This window comes from Micromonospora sp. NBC_00898, assembly GCF_045207895.1.
In the GTDB taxonomy this organism is placed as follows: domain Bacteria; phylum Actinomycetota; class Actinomycetes; order Mycobacteriales; family Micromonosporaceae; genus Micromonospora.
Genome location: NZ_CP108775.1, coordinates 1852059 through 1869719 on the forward strand (window position 1 = coordinate 1852059; position 17661 = coordinate 1869719).

Here is a 17661-nt window from a genome sequence, read left to right on the forward strand (position 1 = left end):
CGGCCATGCCGCCGTTCGGGCCAGCCGTGCTGCCGCCCCCGCCGGCCGGTCCCGGGGCCGTGGGGACCTGGCCTCCGCCGCCGGTTCCACCGAGCAGGCCCCGCGGCGGGAAGCGGGTGGTGTTCGGGACGCTGGCCGTCGTGCTCGGAGTGGTGCCGCTGCTGCTCGCCGGGGCACTGACGTTCGCCGCCGTGAAGAACCACCGGATCCAGGTCAGCAACGACGCGTTCGCCGCGGTCGCCTGGCACAACCTGCGCAGCGACGAGGTCTTCCCGGACTTCCTGCAGGACACCTCGCTGGCGAGGCAGCAGCCGCCGGGATGGTCCCGGCAGGGCATGGCCAAGGCCAGCGACTGCTCCCAGGCGTTGGCCGAGGAACTGGCCAAGGCCGCCGTCGCGCAGGGCTGCACGACCGCCCTGCAGGCCACCTATGTGGACATCGGCGGCGAGATGGCCGCGACCGTCGCGCTCTGCGTGGTCGGCTCGTACCAGCAGGCGGGGGCGGTCGTGGCGCAGTTCGACGTGGCGTCGGCGCCGGGGCCGATGGTGTACCCGGTGGCGGTGCCCGGCACCGCCGCCGCGGGGTGGAACAAGAAGCTGGCGTACGCCGGTGGCACGCACGCCGTCGGGCTGTCCACCAACTCGCCACCGTATTTCGTGGCCATCACCGTCGGTCCGCTGGACGCCCGCCGTCAGTACGGCCGGCTGCCCGGCGACTGGGCGATCAGCGGCCGCGGCGAGCGGAAGGTCTACCAGGGCGTGGCCGACGACCTCCTTGGCGCGTACGCGCGCGCCTTCGACATGACGGTGAGCGGGCGATGAGCGCCTGGTACCGGGCGGCGCTGCGCGCTGCGGTCACGGTGACTGTCGGTACGGCGCTCGTCGCCGTCGCCGCGCCGGCCCACGCGGCCGGCAAGGGTTGGGAGTTGGACGCCCGCTCGGTGCCGGCCGCGCACCGGCTCAGCCGTGGCGCGGGGATCACCGTCGCGGTGATCGACACCGGTGTGCGAACGGCGCACCCGGTCCTCGCGGGGCGCGCCACCGAGGGGCCGGACTTCCTGCACGAGACCGATCAGAAGGAGTCCTGGTACGGCGACCACGGCACCTCGATGGCCTCCCACGTCCTGGACGTCGCGCCGGAGGCAAAGGTGCTCGGCCTGCGGGCGATCCGTGACCGCACGGATCCCGACTACCAGTCCTGGCAGGATGCGCTGGCGAAGCCGCAGGCCGACTCGGGGCGCGCGCTGGCCGAGGCCATCCGCTACGCGGCGGACGCCGACGTGCGGGTCATCTCGCTCTCGCTGGGCTCGGAGAGCCCCTTCGCCCCCTACGATTCCGAGGCGGCGCAAGCGATCCAGTACGCCATGTCCAAGGGGATCGTGGTGATCGCCTCCGCGGGCAACGACGGCGACGGGGAGAACCTGGTCAGCTATCCGGTCGCGTACCCGGGTGTGATCGGCGTGGCCGCGAGCACGCCCTCGGGCGCGCGGGCCGACTTCTCGACCGTGCACTCGTACGTCGATGTGGCCGCGCCGGGCGTGTCGATCTGGGGCGCCAAGATCAACTCGACGGGCCGCGCCTCCGGGCAGGGCACCTCGCCGGCGGGCGCGCTGACCGCCGGCGTCGCCGCGCTGGTCCTGGCGAAGTATCCGAAGCTGTCGCCGAGGCAGGTCGGTGCGCTGCTCGAGCGCACCGCCTCGCACCCCGGCCGGCACGACCCCAGGACCGGGTACGGGGTCGTCGACGCCGCCGCGGCGCTGCGCGCCGCGGCCGACGTCATGCCCGAGCCGTACGTCGTGCCTGTGTCCGCGCAGGGCGCGGGTGCCCACTTCGGCCCGGGCGACGACGGCACGCCCCGGCGGATCGGACAGCCGCTGGAGGTGACCACCCTCGTCGTGGCGGGTGTCCTCGGGCTGATCGCCCTGGGGATGCTCCTGGCGGGGTCGCTTCTCGTGGTCAGCGGCCGGCGGGCCCGCCGGGCCAGGGCCTCGCCACCGACCGCACCCTGATCGCCGCCCCGGACTCCGTCATCCTTCGTCCAGGAACTCGTCGATCATCGGGGCGAGCCAGTCGGCGCGCTGCGGGATCGTGGTGTGGGTGGTGCCGGGCAGGATGGCCAGCCGGCACGCCGGCAGGCCGGTCAGGTCGCCGGGCACCGCCCCGCCGAGCAGCCGGAACATCCGCACGGCATGCTCGGGCTGGATGATGTCCGAGTCGGCCAGCACGATCAGGGCGGGTGCCGCGAGCGACCGGATCTGCTCGGGCGTCCACCGGGGCAGGTTCGCGTCCAGCACCTTGATCTTGGTGACCAGGCCGGGCCAGCCCGCCGGGTCCGGCGCGGTCCGCAGGTACTCCTCGTGGAACTCCGAGCCGTGCAGGTGTTCCGGTTGCAGGTCCTGGATGCCGTCCAGCAGCCCCGGGTGCATGCCGGCGATGTCGAAGGCAACCGAGGCGAGCACCAGGCGCCGGACCCGGTCGGCGTGGTCGGTGCCGAGTCGCAGCGCGACCTCCGCGCCCATGCTCCAGCCGAACACGTCCGCCCGCTCGATGCCCAGGCGGTCGAGCAGTTCGACCACGTCGGCGGCGAAGTGCTCCACCGTCAGCGGACGGTCGATGTCTGGGGTGCGGCCGTGTGCCTGCAGCTCGACGGCGATCACCCGCCGGGTCTTCGACAGCAGCGGCCGGATCGCGCCGAACGAGGTCCCGATGCCGGAGAGTGCGCCGTGGATCAGCACCAGCGGACAACCCTCGCCGGTGCCGTGCTCTTCGTGGTAGATGTCCATGCCCACACCGTGCGCCCCGGCGCTTACGGTCCCCTTCAGGCCGGCTTACCGCCGATACAATCACCGCCGTGCAGTTCGGGGTCCTCGGGCCGCTCGCCGTCACCACCGACGCCGGCGAGCCGGTCGTGGTGCCCGGCGCCAAGGTGCGGGTGCTGCTGGCCGACCTGCTGGCCAACCGCAACCAGGTGGTCTCGGCGGACCGCCTGATCGACGACCTGTGGGGCGAGGACGCACCCGCCAACCCGGCCGGCGCCCTGCAGGTCCGCGTGTCCCAGCTGCGCAAGGCCCTGAACGACGCCGAGCCGGGCGCCCGCGACCTCGTCGAGTCACGGCCGCCCGGCTACGTGCTGCGCACCGACGAGGTGGACGCCGACCGATTCGCCGAGCTGGCCACCGCCACCGACGTCGACCGGCTGACCCGGGCCCTCGCGCTGTGGCGCGGCGACCCGTACGCCGACGTGGCCGACGCCGAGTTCGCCCACGCCGAGGCCACCCGCCTGGCCGAGCAGCGCCTCGTCGTGCACGAGCGGCTCGCCGAGGCCCGGCTGGCCCGCGGCGAGCATGACCTGGTCGCCGCGGAGCTCGCCGAGCTCGTCGCCCGCCATCCGCTCCGCGAGGGCCTGCGGGCGGTTCAGCTCCGTGCGCTGTACGCGGCCGGCCGCCAGGCCGCGGCCCTGGAAAGCTACGTCGACCTGCGCGACCGCCTCGCCGACGAGCTCGGTGTCGACCCCGGGCCGGAGCTGGTCGCCCTGCACCGCAGGATCCTCGAACAGGACGCCGGCCTGAGCGCGCCGCCGAAGGCCGCGATCATCCGCAACAGCCTGCCGGCCCAGCTCGACGAGCTGGTCGGGCGGGCCGAGGCGCTGGCCGAGCTGCGCGCCCTGCTGCCGCGGCAGCGGCTGGTCACGCTGATCGGGCCGGGCGGCGTCGGCAAGACCCGGCTGGCCACCGAGGCCGCCCGCGAGCAGTCCTTCCCCGACGGCACCCACCTCGTCGAGCTGGCCGCGCTGCCGGCCGGTGACCCGCGGGTACCCGACCAGGTGCTCGCCGCGCTGGACCTGCGCGAGGCCGCCGGCGCCAGCGTCCCCGTCGCCGACCGGCTGTCCGCCGCGCTGCGACAGCGGCGGCTGCTGCTGGCGTTGGACAACTGCGAGCACGTGATCGAACCGGTCGCCGCGCTGGTCGCCCGGTTGCTGCGGGACGCGCCCGGCGTCACGGTGCTGGCCACCAGCCGGGAGGCGCTCGGTCTCACCGGCGAGCTGCTCTGGGAGGTGCCGCCGCTGGCCGTACCGCAGGATGAGCGGGACCTCGACGCGGTCCGGCGCTCCGCCGCGGCCCGGCTGTTCGCCGCCCGTGCCGCCGCTCACCAGCGCGGTTTCCGCCTCGACGAGAAGACCGCGCCCGCGGTGGCCCAGCTGTGCCGTCGACTCGACGGCCTGCCGCTGGCCCTCGAGCTCGCGGCGACCCGGGTGCGCGCGCTCGGCCTGCAGGGCGTGGTGGACCGGCTCGACGACCGGTTCCGGCTGCTCACCACCCAGCAGCGGGACATGCCGCCCCGGCAGCGCACCCTCACCGCGGTGATCGGCTGGAGCTGGGACCTGCTGGCCGAGGCCGACCGGGCGGTACTGGCCAGGCTCGCGGTTTTCAGCGACGGCTGCACGCCCGAGGCGGCCGAGTGGGTGTGCCGCACCGACCTCGACGCGCTGGCCCGGCTGGTGGACCGTTCGCTGGTGGTGCTGGACGACTCCGGCACGGGCCCGCGGTACCGACTGCTCGAGTCGGTCGCCGCCTTCTGCCTCGAGCGTCTCCAGGACGCGGACGACGTACGGGCGCGGCACGCGGCCTACTACACCGACCTGGCGGAACGCGCCGACCCGCAGCTGCGCGGTCCCCACCAGCGGCAGTGGCTCGCCCGGCTCGACGCGGAGTCGGCGAACCTGCGCACGGCGCTGACCCACGGCGGAGGCCTGCGCCTGGCCAACGCCCTCACCTGGTACTGGTACCTGCGCGGCCGGCTCACCGAGGCACGGCAGGCGCTGGCGTCGCCGGGCGACCCGATCCAGGAGACCCGCGCCGCGGCCTGGCGGATCGGGTTCGCGCTGCTGCAGGGCGAACCGATCATGCCGGGCGACGTCCGCGCCGTGCTCACGGGCGACACCGACGGCCGGGCCGCGTGGTTCGTGGCCAACGCGGTGATCGACCGGAGCGACCTCGCCCTGGCCTCGGAACTGCTGCCCGGCACCGTCGACGACCCCTGGACCCGGGCCGCGGTGCTCAGCTCGCGGGCCAAGCTCGCGCACGCCACCGGTGACCTGGCGACGCTGGAGAGCGCAGCGACCCGCAGCGCCGCCCTGTTCGCCGAGATCGGCGACGGCTGGGGGCGACTGCAGGCGACCGACTGGGTGGGCGGCCTGGCCGAGATGAAGGGCGAACACAAGCGCGCCGCCGCCCTGCACCGGGAGGGGCTGCGCTGGGCCGAGGAGCTGTCGCTGTGGCCGGAGGTGTGCAGCAAACTGTCCTGGCTGGCCTGGCTCGCCGTGCAGACCCGCGACTACGTACAGGGCCGCGAGCTGGCCGAACGTGCGTACCAGCTGGCGGTGGAACAGGACGCGCCGGGCGCGATGGTCTTCGCGGAGATCAGCCTCGGCCTGGCCGCCCGGCGCGAGGGCAAGCTCGACGTGGCCACCGCCCACCTGACCCACCTCGCCGACCAGGGGCGCCGCGAGACGCAACCCGCGCTCTACCTGCCGATGGTCCTGGTCGAGCTGGGTCACGCGGTTGCCGCGCAGACCGGGGACCCAACCGCCGGGCTGGCCCTGCATCTGGAGGCGTTCCGGGCCGCGGAGGCGATGGAGTCACCGCGGGACGCGATCAACGCCCTGGAGGGGATGGCCTCGGCGGTGGGTTCGCCCGAGGTCGCGGCCCGGCTGCTGGGCGCCGCGGCCGCGGCCCGGGTCGTCGCCCAGGCCCCCGCCGCCCCGGCGGAGCGGGACGAGACCGACCGCGTCACCGCGCGTCTGGTCGCCGCCCTCGGCCGGGCGCGCTTCGACGCGCTGGTGGCCGAGGGCATGGACCTGGGCCCGGGCGAGGCCCGGGCCCAGGTCTGACCGGCTGTCACTCGGCGGTCTTCGGCCGGTACGAGGCGATGATCACGCCGCTCTTCATCACCCTGGTGTCGATCAGGTCGAACGACGCCTTGACGTCCTTCAGCGGGCTGGTGAGGCTGTCGCCGCCCACCAGCACGGGGTGGATCCAGAACCGGACCTCGTCCACCAGCCCCGCCCTGACCAGCTGAGCGGTGACCGAGCCGTAGCCGTACTGGATGATGCCCTTGCCGTCCTGGGCCTTGAGCTGGGTGACCGCCTCGACCAGGTCGCCCTTGAGCACCTCGGTGTTGTTCCACGTCGGGTCGGTCAGGGTGGTCGAGGCGACGTACTTCTTCACGTTGTTGAAGTACGCCGCGCCGGTGGTCGGGTCGCTCTCGTTCTGAGCCGGCCAGGCGACGGACATGCCGTCATAGGTGACGCGGCCCATCAGCATCGCGTCGGCGGCCTCCGTCTGCTCGCCGGCGAAGGCCATCGCCTCCTCGTCGAAGTACGGCCCGGTCCACATGGGGTTCTCGATGACGCCGTCGAGGGTGAGGTAGGTCGAGTTGATGAGCTTGCGCATCGGAATCTCCTGAGTGTCGGTGATCGCTGGTGACACCCGGAACACTGCCGGATCCCACTTACGATTCGCTTCAGGTGCCCTTACCCCGCCGGCTCAACGCTCCGACCATGATCTGCCGTCGGTGACCCAACTGGGTGAACGGCGCTCGGACGTGGGCCGACGATGTCAGTGGCGCGACATGCTACGAGCGGTCCGGGACCAGCAGGGCGGAGAGGAATCGCACATGGCAGCAGGGAATGCGCCCGAGCGGATGCAGGCCGCGGCCTTCGACGAGTTCGGTGGTCCGGAGGTGATCACCCCGCGCATCCTGCCGGTGCCGCAGATCGCCGACGACGAGATCCTGCTCAAGGTGTGGAGCGCCGGCGTGGGGGTGTGGGACGCCCTCGCGCGGGAGGGCAAGTGGGTGCCCGAGGGCGCCGCGTTCCCGATGGTGCCCGGCACCGAGGCTGCGGGGACGGTCGCCGCCGTGGGACGGCAGGTGACCAACGTCGGCGTGGGCGACCTGGTCTACGTGTACGGGTACACCCGACCGAAGGGTGGCTTCTACGCCGAGTACGCGGCGACGAAGGCACAGTACGTCGCGAAGCTGCCGGCGGGGGTGTCGGCCGAGCACGCGGGGGCGATGCCGACCGACGCGCTGACCGCGTTGTCGGGACTGGACGTCCTCGGCCTTTCGGCCGGGGCGTGGGTGCTCATCTTCGGGGCGAGCGGCGGGCAGGGGCACCTGGCCGTGCAGTTGGCCAAGCGGCAGGGGCTCAACGTGATCGCCGTGGCGTCCGGGGCGGAGGGTGTGGCGCTGGTGACCCGGCTCGGTGCCGACCTGTCCCTCGAGGGGCACGGCGATGTCACGGCGGCGCTCGCCCGGATCCGCGACGTCGCCCCCGAAGGCGTCGACGGTGTCCTGGCGATGGCGGGCGGCGAGACGTTGGACCGGTTCGCCGAAGCGCTGCGCGACGGTGGTGTGCTCGCGTACCCCAACGGTGTGCAACCGGTACCGCGTGAGCGACCCGCCGTGACCGTCCGCGCATACAACGGCGAGACGGGTCCCGAACGGTTGCAGCGCCTCAACGAGCTCATCGAGGCGGGACCGTTCGAGGTGCATGTCGCCGAGAAGTTCCCGCTGGGGCGGGCGGCGGAGGCGCATCGACGCCTGCAGACCTCCTACCCGGGCAGGTTGTTGCTGACGGTCAGCTAGACAGCCGGGTCGTCCCGTCCAGGAGCTGAACCAGCCCGGGTACCGCCTGAACGGTGCGCCCCGGCAGGGCCGGGGCGCACCTGGAGATGACCGAGTCCTAGATCACGTCGGCGATGGACCCGGCAGCGACCGCGGTGCCGGCCGAGGTGGACGGCGGAGCGGCGGCGGGTTCGAAGGCGACCCGGGAGCGCAACTGCCGGAACCCGGTCCGTTCCAGTTCCGCCGCCACCGCCACCCGGTGGGCGTCCACGTCGGCGACCACCTCCCGGGCGCCACCGGCGGCGAGCACCCGGACCGCCTCGGCCAGCAGTTCACCCCGGACGGCGTCGTCGAGCAGGCCGAGGTAGGCGAGGAGTGGATAGCAGGCCTGCCCGGCCGTGCCGGCCAGGCCGACCGGCTCTCCGGCGTCCAGTGCGATCAGCCAGTCCTCGGCCGGGCCGGTCAGCCAGGCCAGCGGGTCGGTGGCCAGGTTCACCCCGCCGACCGCCCGCGCCATCTCCACGCCGGTCAGCACGTCCGGCTCCGAGACCCGGGCGACCAGGGCGTTGATCTCCGCCGCGTCGGTGGCCGGACGGAAGGTGTACCGGCCGGAGGCGACCGGCAGTGGCGTGCCCGTCCAGGAGCATCTCAGCCGCTCCCCGCGCTCGACCAGCCCGGCGAGCCGGGCCGCCGCCATCGGCGCCGTCATCACGGCCAGCACCTCCGGCCGGCGCCGCCAGTGCGCCGGCGTCGCGGCGTAGTACACCGTCGGACCGCCGAGCGCCTCGTGGGCGGCGCGCAGCATGTCGGCACCCACCTCGGGCTCGGCGGTCAGGTCGAACCGTTCCAGCCAGGGGGCGCCGACGGCACCCGGCGGGCGGACCCAGGCCGCCCGGCCGACCACCCGGCCGGCGCGCAGGGCGACCCAGGTGGTCTCGGGCCGGTAGCCGCCGCCGGCGATCCCGTCGGCGTAGCCGACCTTGCGCAGTTGGGGCAGCGGGTCGGGCATGGACTCGAACAGACTTTCCTCGCCCGCGACGAGCGGGCGGATGACCACGTCGGTCATGGCTTGATCCTCCGGAAGCGCGCGCCCCGGATCAGATCCGCGCGGACGCCGGAGCGCGGTGGGGGCGCAGAACATCGGACATTGTTCTGACCTCCTCCCAGCTCGACGGCGTGCCTAAAAACCTACTCGACCCCACCCGCCCGCCGCAACGAGCTCCGTCACCCGGTCGGGCCGGCGCGCGACTCTCCTGCCCGGCCGGCATGGTTGCCGCTGCGCCCTCCCACCGGGGGCGATCGTCAGGCGCCCCGGGCGAACAGGGCCAGGCGTACCCGGTTGGGGCTGTTGGTCTTGGTCATCAGGCTGGTGATGTGGGTCTTGACCGTGGTCACGCCGATGTGCAGCCGGTCGGCGATCTCCGTGTTGGACAGACCCTCGGCGACCAGGTTCAGCACCTCCTGTTCGCGGGCGGTCAGCCCCTGGGCCGGTGGCGGCGTCTCGGCGCGGGCGTGCACCGCGCGCTGGACCAGCCGTCGCAGCACCTCCTGGCTGAACGGGCTGTCGCCCGCGGCGGCCCGGCGGATGCCGTCGAGCAGGTCGGCGGGGGGCGCGTCCTTGAGCAGGAACCCGCAGGCGCCGGCGGTCAGGGCCGGGTAGAGGTGGTCGTCGTCGCCGAAGGTGGTCAGCACCAGGACGCGGGTGGCGGGGTGGTCGGCGAGGATGCGGCTGGTCGCGGTGATCCCGTCGACGCCGGGCATGCGCAGGTCCATGACGACGACGTCGGGGATGAGCCGCGCGGCGAGGAAGATGGCGTCGCGGCCGTTGTCGGCCTCGCCGACGACCTCGATGTCGGGTTGGGCGTCGCAGAGCATGCGCAGGCCCGCGCGGATGAGGTGCTGGTCGTCGACCAGCAGGACCCGGATCATGCCGGCTCCGCCGCGCGCGGTGCGGCCGGGGCCCGGGGCGCCGGCTGGGCCGGCGCGCCGGTGGGGAGGGGCGGGAGGCGTCGGCGCGGGGGCCGCGGCCGGGAGGACGGTACGCGCCCGCCAGCCCGCGCCGGTCGGGCCCGCCGCCAGCTCACCGCCGAGAACTTCGACGCGCTCGCGCATGCCGGTGATGCCGTGGCCGCCGCCGGACGGCATCGCCGCCGGCACCTGGCCGCGCCCGTCGTCCGACACCTCCCAGTGGACGGCCCCGTCGACCACGGAGACCGACAGGCGTGCCACTGCGGACGTGCCGGCGTGCTTGGCCACGTTGGTCAGCGCCTCCTGGGTCAGTCGTAGCACCGCCAGGCCGCGCACGGCGTCGAGGGAGCCGACCGCCGGGTCGATGTCGGCCTCGACGGTGACACCGGCTTGGCGGGCCCGGTCGACCGCCGCGCCGAGTGCCGCCGGGACGGCGGACGGCTCGATCGCGGTCAGCGCCGCGTCACCGCGTACCCCGTCGGGGTTGCGCAGGACCGCGACCAGCCGGCGCAGGTCCGCCAGGGCCGCGGTCCCCGTGCCGTGCACGTCGTCGAACACCTCGCCCACCCGCGGATCCAGGTCGGTGAGCACGTGCCGGGCCACGCCGACGCGCAGCACCATGGACGCCACGTGGTGCGCCACCACGTCGTGCAGCTCGCGGGCGATGGCGCTGCGTTCGTCGGCGCGCGCGGCCCGGCTCTCCGACTCGCGGCGGCGCTGCTCCTCCGCCGCCCGCTCCTCGGCCTGCCTGCCGAGTTCCTGGGTGGTCCGGATGACCAGGCCGAGCAGCAGCGGCACGCCGACCTCCACGGTGAGCCCGAAGACGCCGGACAGGACCCGCCGGAACGGATCGCCGATCGAGTCGGTCAGGTCGATCGCGGCCAGCAGCCCGGCGGCCAGCCAGACGGTCCGCGGCCGGTGCGCCCACATGGCCAGCTCGACCAGCGCCCAGCTGGCGCCCACCTGGTTGATCGTCGTGTCGTCGACGAGGGGGATCGCGACCGCCAGCAGCGCGGCCTGCACCACCAGGTTGACCAGCGGCCGGCGGTGGAACACCAGCGCGACGGCGAACGCGATCACCGCGAGGACCCACTGCGTGGCCGCCGGCGCGCGCCCGGTCTGGGTGCCGAAGACCAGGTAGCCGACGCCGCTGAGGTCGAGCAGCAGCATCCGCGCGAGCGTGTCGCGCGCGTCGAACAGGCGTCCCACCCACCCCACGCCGATCAGCCTAGGCGCTGCCGTCCGCGGGCAGCAGCGACGGCTGGCCCGACCCACCTGGCCGGCGCGCCGAGGTAGACGGCCAGACCGGGCGGTCCGAGCAGGATCGTCAGCGCCCAGAACGGCGCGGCCACCGCGAACGTCAGCGTGAACAGTGGCCCGGTCATGCGGCCAGCGCCACGTCGGGGCGGCGCCGGCGAGCCACGACCACGCCCGCGGCGGTCGCGGTCGCCACCACCAGGGCCGCCCAGGCGGCCAGGGTGAGCGCGTCCGGGCGCAGCAGCGGCTGCCCGCGCAACGCCTGCCAGGTCAACACCATCGTCAGTACGCCGTAGGCGCCGCCCGCGACCACCAGCAGCCGCACCCGGCGGCGCTCGTCCAACCGGGTCCCGCCGAACCGGCTCAGCAGGATCGCCAGGATCGGCAGCGCCTGCAGGGCGTGCAGTCCCACGAAGTGCCCGATCCGCAGATCCCCGCCGGTGGTGCTCCAGCCGACCAGCGGCAGCCCGGGTCCCGCGTCCGGTACGCCGACGCTGTGCGCCCCGGCGATCCCCCCGATCGCCGGGGCCTGGCCGGGCAGCACCATCGGTATCGCCGCCAGCATGCCCAGCAGGGACAGGCCGAGCCCCAGCGCGACGGCGTACCCGGCGGCCCGGTCGGCGATCGGCTGGCGCAGCACCACGATGCCGATGACGAAGTGCGCGGCGAACAGCACCATGATCGAGGCGCCCATCACCTGCCACAGGGCGGCGTTCAGCGGGGTCGTCTCGTTGTAGTGGCTGGTGGTGCCGCGCAGGACCTGCCCGACGATCACCACCATCTCGGCCAGCGACATCGCGACGATGACCGTGCCCGCCCACTCCGCGACTCGGCTGCGCCGTGGCAGCAGGGAGAGCATCCAGGCCAGGGTGGTGCCGTACACCACGAAGGACACGGCGAACTTGAACGGCTTGAGCCAGATCGGCGCGCCGGTGAGCACGCGCGGGTCGGCGACGATGCCGACCGCGGCGACGACGGTGAGCACCGCCATCGCCAAGACGAAGACCATCAGGGGGCGGTGCCAGTGGGTCGCCCGGTGCAGTGCGGTAGTCATGCCTGTAGATGCTGCTGAACGGATCTCCCGGCCGCGCCCGACCTCGGGCCCCGGCTACGGCCGGCGGTCGGAGCGCTGCATCCTCCCTGGGGAGGAGGCGGCAGACCCCTCCCTTCGGCCGTCCCAGGTGGACGATCAAGTCTGGGTCGATGTTCGACGGTCCGCCGCCGGCCCGTCCGGTGCGCCGTCCGTCGGGTCGGCGGCCAGGTGGCGGGTGACCTCGGCGTAACGGGACCGCATGATCTCGCTCGCGGCCGGGCCCGCGGCGAAGACGAAGTTCCGCTGCCACCGGTCACCGACCGGCCGCGGCCACCGCCTGCATGATCACGTCGGCGACCACCTGCGGCTTGCTCACCATGATCACGTGGGAGCCCTCCTCCTCGGTGATGGTGGCCTTGGCCCGCTGGGCCATGGAACGTACGACGTCGCTGCCGGCGGCCTTGTCACCGGTGGCGACCACCGACCAGGCCGGGAGGTTCTTCCAGGCGGGCGGTCCGGACTTCTCGGAGAACGCCAACGCCGACACCGGACGTTGCGTCGCGGCCATCACGGCGGCGTCCTTCGGGGACACGTCACTGGCGAACGCGTCCTGGAACTTCGCCGGGTCGATGCTGAACTCCTGCTCGGTGCCCTTCGCCGTCGGGTAGGTGTGCGTCACCAGGGCCGAGGTCAGCACGCTGTCCTTGGAGTCGCCCTCGATCTCCATCAGGGTCTCACCCTCGTCCGGGGCGAAGGCGGCGACGTAGACCAGGCCGACGACGTTGTCGACCTGGGGAGCGGCGTTGGTGATGACCGCGCCGCCGTACGAGTGGCCGACCGCGACCACCGGCCCGGAGATCTGCTTGAGCGCGCTGGCCGCGTACGCGGCGTCCTCGGCGATGCCCCGCAACGGGTTGGGGATGCAGGTGACCGTGACGCCGGCGGCCTGCAGCCGCTCGACAACACCGTTCCAGCTCGAGCTGTCGGCGAAGGCGCCGTGAATCAGGGCGACGGTGACGTTGCCGCCGGACGAGGTGCTGCTCATGATGCGCCCTCCCGGGTCGTTGGGTGTGGTCAGCGGCGCTCGCCGAAGACGGCAGCCGTGGCGATCCGGCAGCTGTCGAACGCCCGGGTCGCCCCGGCGTACGCCTCGAGGCGGATGAACAGTTCGACGTCGCGCAGCGCGTCCGCGTACTGCGGGCTGATGCTCGCCAAGTCCTCGCCCTCGTCGAGGGTGGGGAGGTGGTCGCACTCGGCGAGCCGGTGGACGGTCGACTCCGCCCCGCCGCGAGGTCGGTACGCCGAGACGCCGCGCTCGACCTCGTGACCAGGGTGCCGCGTGGCGGTCGCAGGCGTGCGTCAAGGTACAGCTCGCCGTCGGGGGCGCCAACGAAGTTGTGCCGCCATCGGCTGTCGGGCAGGCACGATTGTGCCGTCGCCGGCAGGTCTCACCCGGGCTCGGCGGACACGTCGATGGCCGCGGCGCCGACGATGGCCCTGTCGCCGTCGTTCTGCACGTAGCCGACCACCGAGGCTTGTCGAGGATCAAGGTCTGGCGGCACCTCCAGTTCCACCCGCCCACGCTCGGTGTCCAGACCAACCGAGGTGAAGGCGCGCACCACGTTGTCCTGCCGCAGCGTCCTCCCGGCGTTCTCACCCCGGGCGACTTCGCTCACCAGGCCCCGTTCCACGATCGCCACGTTCAACACCGCCCGCTCCGGCGGCCGCTCGGTCTGGTAGTCCACCACCACCCGGTGCCCGCCGCCCGTGCCCCCGGCGGCGTCCTCGACCGACAGTGCGAGCGGGGTGGTGGCTACCGCCGTCAGGGCGGACGCGATCGCGGTCGCCGCCCGTCGACGGTCGGAGCCGACGAACTCGACGGTGCCGTTGACCACCATCTGCGGGGTGTACAACTGCCCCGAGCCGAAGGCGCGCGCGTATGCCTGCTGCCGCGCGCTGTACGCCCCGTCGGCGAACCGGTCGGGCCAGCCCAGGTAGTCCCAGTAGTCGACGTGAAATCCGAGAGCGAAGACGGGCTCTCCCCGCTTCCGGGCGTCCCGCTCGATCTCGGTCAGCAGCTCCTCTGCCGGAGGACAGCTCTCGCAGCCCTGGGAGGTGAACAACTCCACGACGGCGAAGCCGCCGCCCGACCCGGTGCGCGCTGGATCCGTCATGGCGCGTCTCCTCCGTCAGTCCTGCTGGCGGCTCTCCGATTCCCGCTACGGCCGCGACTATGCCTGATCATCCGTCGCCTCGCGGCGGCGGTCGGGCCGGCAGTCGGTCTCCCGTCATCAGGCCGCGGCGACCCGGTCGCGCACGTGCTGCGCGGCGCCGCCTCGCTGCTCGGTTCAACCGCGCGCCCGCCCGGCCTGACCCGCCCACGGCCGACGCTCTCGGTCAGTTGCGGGCCGACCCGGCCGACAAGGGCCGGTCCGCCACGGAAGGTCGCCCACGGGCCGACGCCTGCGGCGACGGCCCGGCCCGGTTGGAGCGGCTCAGCCCAGGTAGAAGTCCCTGCGAGCGGCCACGAACGCCTCGATCGTCTGGGCGGGTACGCCCGTCACGCGTTCGACGTCGGCGGACGTGCGGTCGTAGCGGTTCTCGCGGTGCAGTCGGGCCATGGTGGCGATGTGCTGTTCGGTGTGTGGCGGCAGGCCAACCGTTGCGAGCACCTCAGACCGCCACCGGTCCAACGGTAAATCCACATAGGACACGGTACGCCCAGTGCCCGTGAGTACTCCTCGGCTACCTGCGTCATGTCTACGGAGCGTGGCCCGGTCAGCTCGTAGACCTGCCCGATGTGCGGAGCGGGGTCGCGGAGCACCGTGGCGACCACCCGGGCGACGTCGTCCACGGCGACTGGCGAGGTGCGCCCGGTGCCGAAAGGCAGCGCGATCGTGCCGTTCTCCCGGATCGAATGCGCCGCCAGCGTGGTGAACAACGGATTGTCCAGGAACGACGTCGGCCGGATGTGTACCACCGGCAGGCCCGACCAGTTCAGTACCTGCTCGGCCAGCCAGTGCAGCCGCTGCTGGCGCGACTCGGCGGTGCTGGTGACGGTCATCTGCGACACCGTCAACTGCGACATGCCGATCAGGGCCGTCAGCTCCCCGTACTCCCGCGCCACGGTGGCCACCACGGTCGCCGCCAGCAGATGGTCCGGCGACACGGGCATTGCGAAGTACATCCGCCCGACACCCTCCAGCGCGGCCGCCACGCTCTCGGGTCGGGTCAGATCGCCGAGGACGACATCCGCGCCGAGTGCGCGTACCTCAGCCGCACGATCGTCGTCGCTGCGGACCATCACGCGCACCGGCACGTCCTGCGCGCGTAGTTGGTCGAGGACGGTGCGGCCGACGCCACCGGCACCGGGGATGAGAACAAGGTCGCTGCCAACCATGTGTTGATCTCCTTCTGGGACTCCGACGGGCCGAGGTACCCATGAAGCCGACGTGACAGGGGTGACGCGATGAGCCGGAGCCTCGCCCCTCGCGAATGGCGTCGTCCATTGCCGAGGCGGACCTGGCCGGTAGAGCAGGCACCGCAGCCCACAGGAGGTCGCCGGGGCGGCTCGGTCGGCGGTACGCGGCAGCAGCCTGGAGACCCCCACTCCCCAGGCGCGGCCAGGTAGGTCTTGGTGGCGAGGAGCAGCGGAACGGGGCCCGATCCACAGCGACCTCCCGGTGACACGAATGACTGGTCCAGGCCGACGGCGAGCGCTTGCTCCTGCGCTCAGAAGCGAACGTGGCGGGATGTGCGCATGGAGCAGACCCTTGTGGCGAGCGGGTGGAATGGGCACACACACCTAGGTAGGAGCATATGCTCGGATTTGCGGAGCTACCCCCGCGAGCCGGAAGTAGTTTCAGATCCTCTCGAAGGCTTGGGGGCGGACAAGGTCACCTACCCGGTCCGTCTGCTATTCGGCCCCCCAGTCCATGACGTCCACCGACGAAGCGAGGTGTTCCGGGTGCGCCGCGCCGGTCATCGAGGGCGAGGCTTCGGCTGAAGTCACGATGGTCTTATCTGACCGTTAAGTACCGGTCCAACGGGTTCACCCGGCGGGCTGCGCTGGGCAGACTGGGCCAATGCCCGCCGTGTCGCCCGCTCCGCCCGCCCACCGCCGTCGTATCCACGCGTTCGTCGCCGCGCTTTCCGCGCTCGCCGTGGCGGTCGCGGTCGGCGCCTGGTCGCTGCGGGATCAGGTTGTCGGCGACGGTGGGGCACCGGAGCGGGGCGACGTGGCCGCCGTCCACGCGGTGCCCGGCGGCACCCCCAGCTGCGCCAGCCGGCCGGCCCGGGCGTCCCGCGAGTTGCGCGGCATGTGGATCACGACCGTGAACAACATCGACTGGCCGAGCCGGCCCGGGCTCCCGGCCGAGACGGTGCGGGCACAGTTCCGGGGCTGGCTGGACCTGGCCGTGCGACGTAACCACAACGCGGTCTTCGTGCATGTGCGGCCGAGCGGGGACGCGCTCTGGCCGTCCCGCTACGCGCCGTGGTCGGAGTGGCTGACCGGGCGTCGCGACGGCCGCGACCCGGGCTGGGACCCGATGGAGTTCATGGTCGCCGAGGCGCACGCCCGCAACCTGGAATTCCACGCCTGGTTCAACCCGTACCGGGGCGGGCAGCCGGCCACGGTGGGCGGGGCCGGCCCCAGGCTGGACCAGCTCGCGCCGACACATCCGCTGCGTCGGCATCGCGACTGGGTGGTGACCTACCCCAGCGCCGACCAGCCGGGCAGCCGTCTCTACTTCAACCCGGGCATCCCCGAGGCGCGCAAGTTCGTCGAGGACTCGATGCTGGAGGCGGTCCAGCGGTACGACGTCGACGGGGTGCACTTCGACGACTTCTTCTACCCGTACCCGGAGGCCGGGCAGGACTTCCCGGACGGCGCGGCGTTCGCCCGGTACGGCCGGCTGTTCGCGGACAAGCACGCCTGGCGCCGAGACAACGTGAACACGCTCGTCCGCGAGATGAGCGAGCGGATCAAGGCGATCAAGCCGTGGGTCAAGTTCGGCATCAGCCCGTTCGGCATCTGGCGCAACAAGCGCACGGACCCGGCCGGCTCACCTACTGACGGGCTGCAGAGCTACGACGACATCTACGCCGACACCCGGCTCTGGGTACGGGAGCAGTGGCTGGACTACGTCGTGCCGCAGCTCTACTGGCACATCGGGTTCGGCAAGGCCGACTACGCCAAGCTGCTGCCGTGGTGGGCGGCCACGGTGAAGGGCACCCGGGTGCAGCTCTACATCGGTCAGGCCGACTACCGGGTGGGCGAGCGCGGCGCCTGGAGCGATCCGGCCGAGCTGGACCGCCAGCTCGCCCTCAACCGTCGGTACGGGGCGAGCGGAAGCGTGCACTTCAGCGCCAGTCAGGTGCGCGCCGACAAGCTCGGGGCGGTCAGCCGGTACAGCGGAGCGCACTACGCCGGCCCGGCGCTGGTACCCGCCATGGCGCAGCTACCGGCCGCGCCGCCGCCCGCACCCGCGATCGTCGGCGCTCGGCGTGAGAACGCCGGCGGGGTGGTGCTGGCCTGGCGCGGGGACGGCGCCGCCAGCTTCGCCGTCTACCGCATGGACGGCGACGCCGCCCGGCTCGTCGGCGCCACCCGGGGTACCGGCTGGGTCGACCGCACCGCCCCGACCGACCGCCCGCTTTCCTACTGCGTGTCCGGACTGGACCGCAGCGGGAACGAAGGGCCACTCAGCGCGCCGAAGCTCGTCGCCGCACAGTAGCGGCGACGTAGCAACAATGGTCATTACGGCAGCGACATAC

Annotated in this window: 15 protein-coding genes and 1 pseudogene; 5 read left to right on the top strand and 11 right to left on the bottom strand. The window is 73.1% G+C overall.

Annotated features, from left to right (window positions below; all coding sequences use genetic code 11):
• The first annotated feature begins 119 nt into the window (after nt 1-119).
• Complete coding sequence (locus tag OG799_RS08895) at nt 120-821, top strand: hypothetical protein (RefSeq protein WP_406044566.1); 702 nt, start codon at nt 120-122, stop codon at nt 819-821.
• Nucleotides 818-2008 carry a S8 family serine peptidase gene (locus OG799_RS08900; protein ID WP_406044567.1) on the top strand — a complete coding sequence of 397 codons (1191 nt, stop codon included), beginning with the start codon at nt 818-820 and terminating at the stop codon, nt 2006-2008. Before OG799_RS08895 ends, OG799_RS08900 begins: the two co-directional genes overlap by 4 nt.
• 18 nt (nt 2009-2026) lie before the next feature.
• Here OG799_RS08900 and OG799_RS08905 read toward each other — a convergent pair whose 3' ends face one another.
• Nucleotides 2027-2782, bottom strand: coding sequence for an alpha/beta fold hydrolase (locus tag OG799_RS08905; RefSeq protein ID WP_406044568.1), 756 nt, complete (start codon nt 2780-2782; stop codon nt 2027-2029).
• A 68-nt stretch (nt 2783-2850) separates the two neighbouring features.
• Between OG799_RS08905 and OG799_RS08910 the strand changes: the two genes are divergently transcribed.
• A complete protein-coding gene (locus OG799_RS08910; RefSeq protein ID WP_406044569.1) occupies nt 2851-5889 on the top strand; it encodes a BTAD domain-containing putative transcriptional regulator in 3039 nt (1012 codons plus the stop codon).
• Nucleotides 5890-5896: 7 nt separating this feature from the next.
• Here OG799_RS08910 and OG799_RS08915 read toward each other — a convergent pair whose 3' ends face one another.
• A complete protein-coding gene (locus OG799_RS08915) occupies nt 5897-6451 on the bottom strand; it encodes a dihydrofolate reductase family protein (RefSeq protein WP_406044570.1) in 555 nt (184 codons plus the stop codon).
• Between the two features lie 223 nt (nt 6452-6674).
• Here OG799_RS08915 and OG799_RS08920 point away from each other — a divergent pair, with 223 nt between their 5' ends.
• A complete protein-coding gene (locus OG799_RS08920) occupies nt 6675-7646 on the top strand; it encodes an NADP-dependent oxidoreductase (RefSeq protein WP_406044571.1) in 972 nt (323 codons plus the stop codon).
• A gap of 97 nt (nt 7647-7743) precedes the next feature.
• Here the strand turns inward: OG799_RS08920 and OG799_RS08925 are convergent, their stop codons facing one another.
• The 9 genes and pseudogenes from OG799_RS08925 to OG799_RS08965 all read right to left on the bottom strand — a co-directional run bounded on the left by OG799_RS08925 (nt 7744) and on the right by OG799_RS08965 (nt 15283).
• Complete coding sequence (locus OG799_RS08925; RefSeq protein ID WP_406044572.1) at nt 7744-8691, bottom strand: acetyltransferase; 948 nt, start codon at nt 8689-8691, stop codon at nt 7744-7746.
• A gap of 236 nt (nt 8692-8927) precedes the next feature.
• Nucleotides 8928-9554: a response regulator gene (locus tag OG799_RS08930; RefSeq protein ID WP_406046245.1), complete on the bottom strand. Its 627-nt coding sequence runs from the start codon at nt 9552-9554 to the stop codon at nt 8928-8930.
• Nucleotides 9555-9602: 48 nt separating this feature from the next.
• Nucleotides 9603-10811 (bottom strand): annotated as a pseudogene (locus tag OG799_RS08935) (sensor histidine kinase); the annotation flags it as partial.
• Nucleotides 10812-10816: 5 nt separating this feature from the next.
• Complete coding sequence (locus tag OG799_RS08940; protein ID WP_406044573.1) at nt 10817-10978, bottom strand: hypothetical protein; 162 nt, start codon at nt 10976-10978, stop codon at nt 10817-10819.
• A complete protein-coding gene (locus OG799_RS08945) occupies nt 10975-11904 on the bottom strand; it encodes a hypothetical protein (RefSeq protein WP_406044574.1) in 930 nt (309 codons plus the stop codon). Before OG799_RS08945 ends, OG799_RS08940 begins: the two co-directional genes overlap by 4 nt.
• Nucleotides 11905-12196: 292 nt before the next feature.
• Nucleotides 12197-12928 carry an alpha/beta hydrolase gene (locus OG799_RS08950; RefSeq protein WP_406044575.1) on the bottom strand — a complete coding sequence of 244 codons (732 nt, stop codon included), beginning with the start codon at nt 12926-12928 and terminating at the stop codon, nt 12197-12199.
• Between the two features lie 29 nt (nt 12929-12957).
• Nucleotides 12958-13098 (bottom strand): hypothetical protein, encoded by a 141-nt coding sequence (locus tag OG799_RS08955; RefSeq protein WP_406044576.1) that lies wholly within the window; start codon nt 13096-13098, stop codon nt 12958-12960.
• 233 nt (nt 13099-13331) lie between these two features.
• The gene (locus tag OG799_RS08960; RefSeq protein WP_406044577.1) at nt 13332-14057 is read right to left on the bottom strand and encodes a DUF1223 domain-containing protein; all 726 of its coding nucleotides are present in this window, start codon (nt 14055-14057) and stop codon (nt 13332-13334) included.
• 386 nt (nt 14058-14443) lie between these two features.
• Entirely contained in the window at nt 14444-15283 is an 840-nt protein-coding gene (locus OG799_RS08965; protein ID WP_406044578.1) for an NAD(P)H-binding protein, read from the bottom strand.
• Between the two features lie 685 nt (nt 15284-15968).
• Between OG799_RS08965 and OG799_RS08970 the strand changes: the two genes are divergently transcribed.
• On the top strand, nt 15969-17621 hold the full coding sequence (locus OG799_RS08970) for a glycoside hydrolase family 10 protein (protein WP_406044579.1): 1653 nt from the start codon (nt 15969-15971) through the stop codon (nt 17619-17621).
• The last annotated feature ends 40 nt before the right edge of the window (nt 17622-17661 follow it).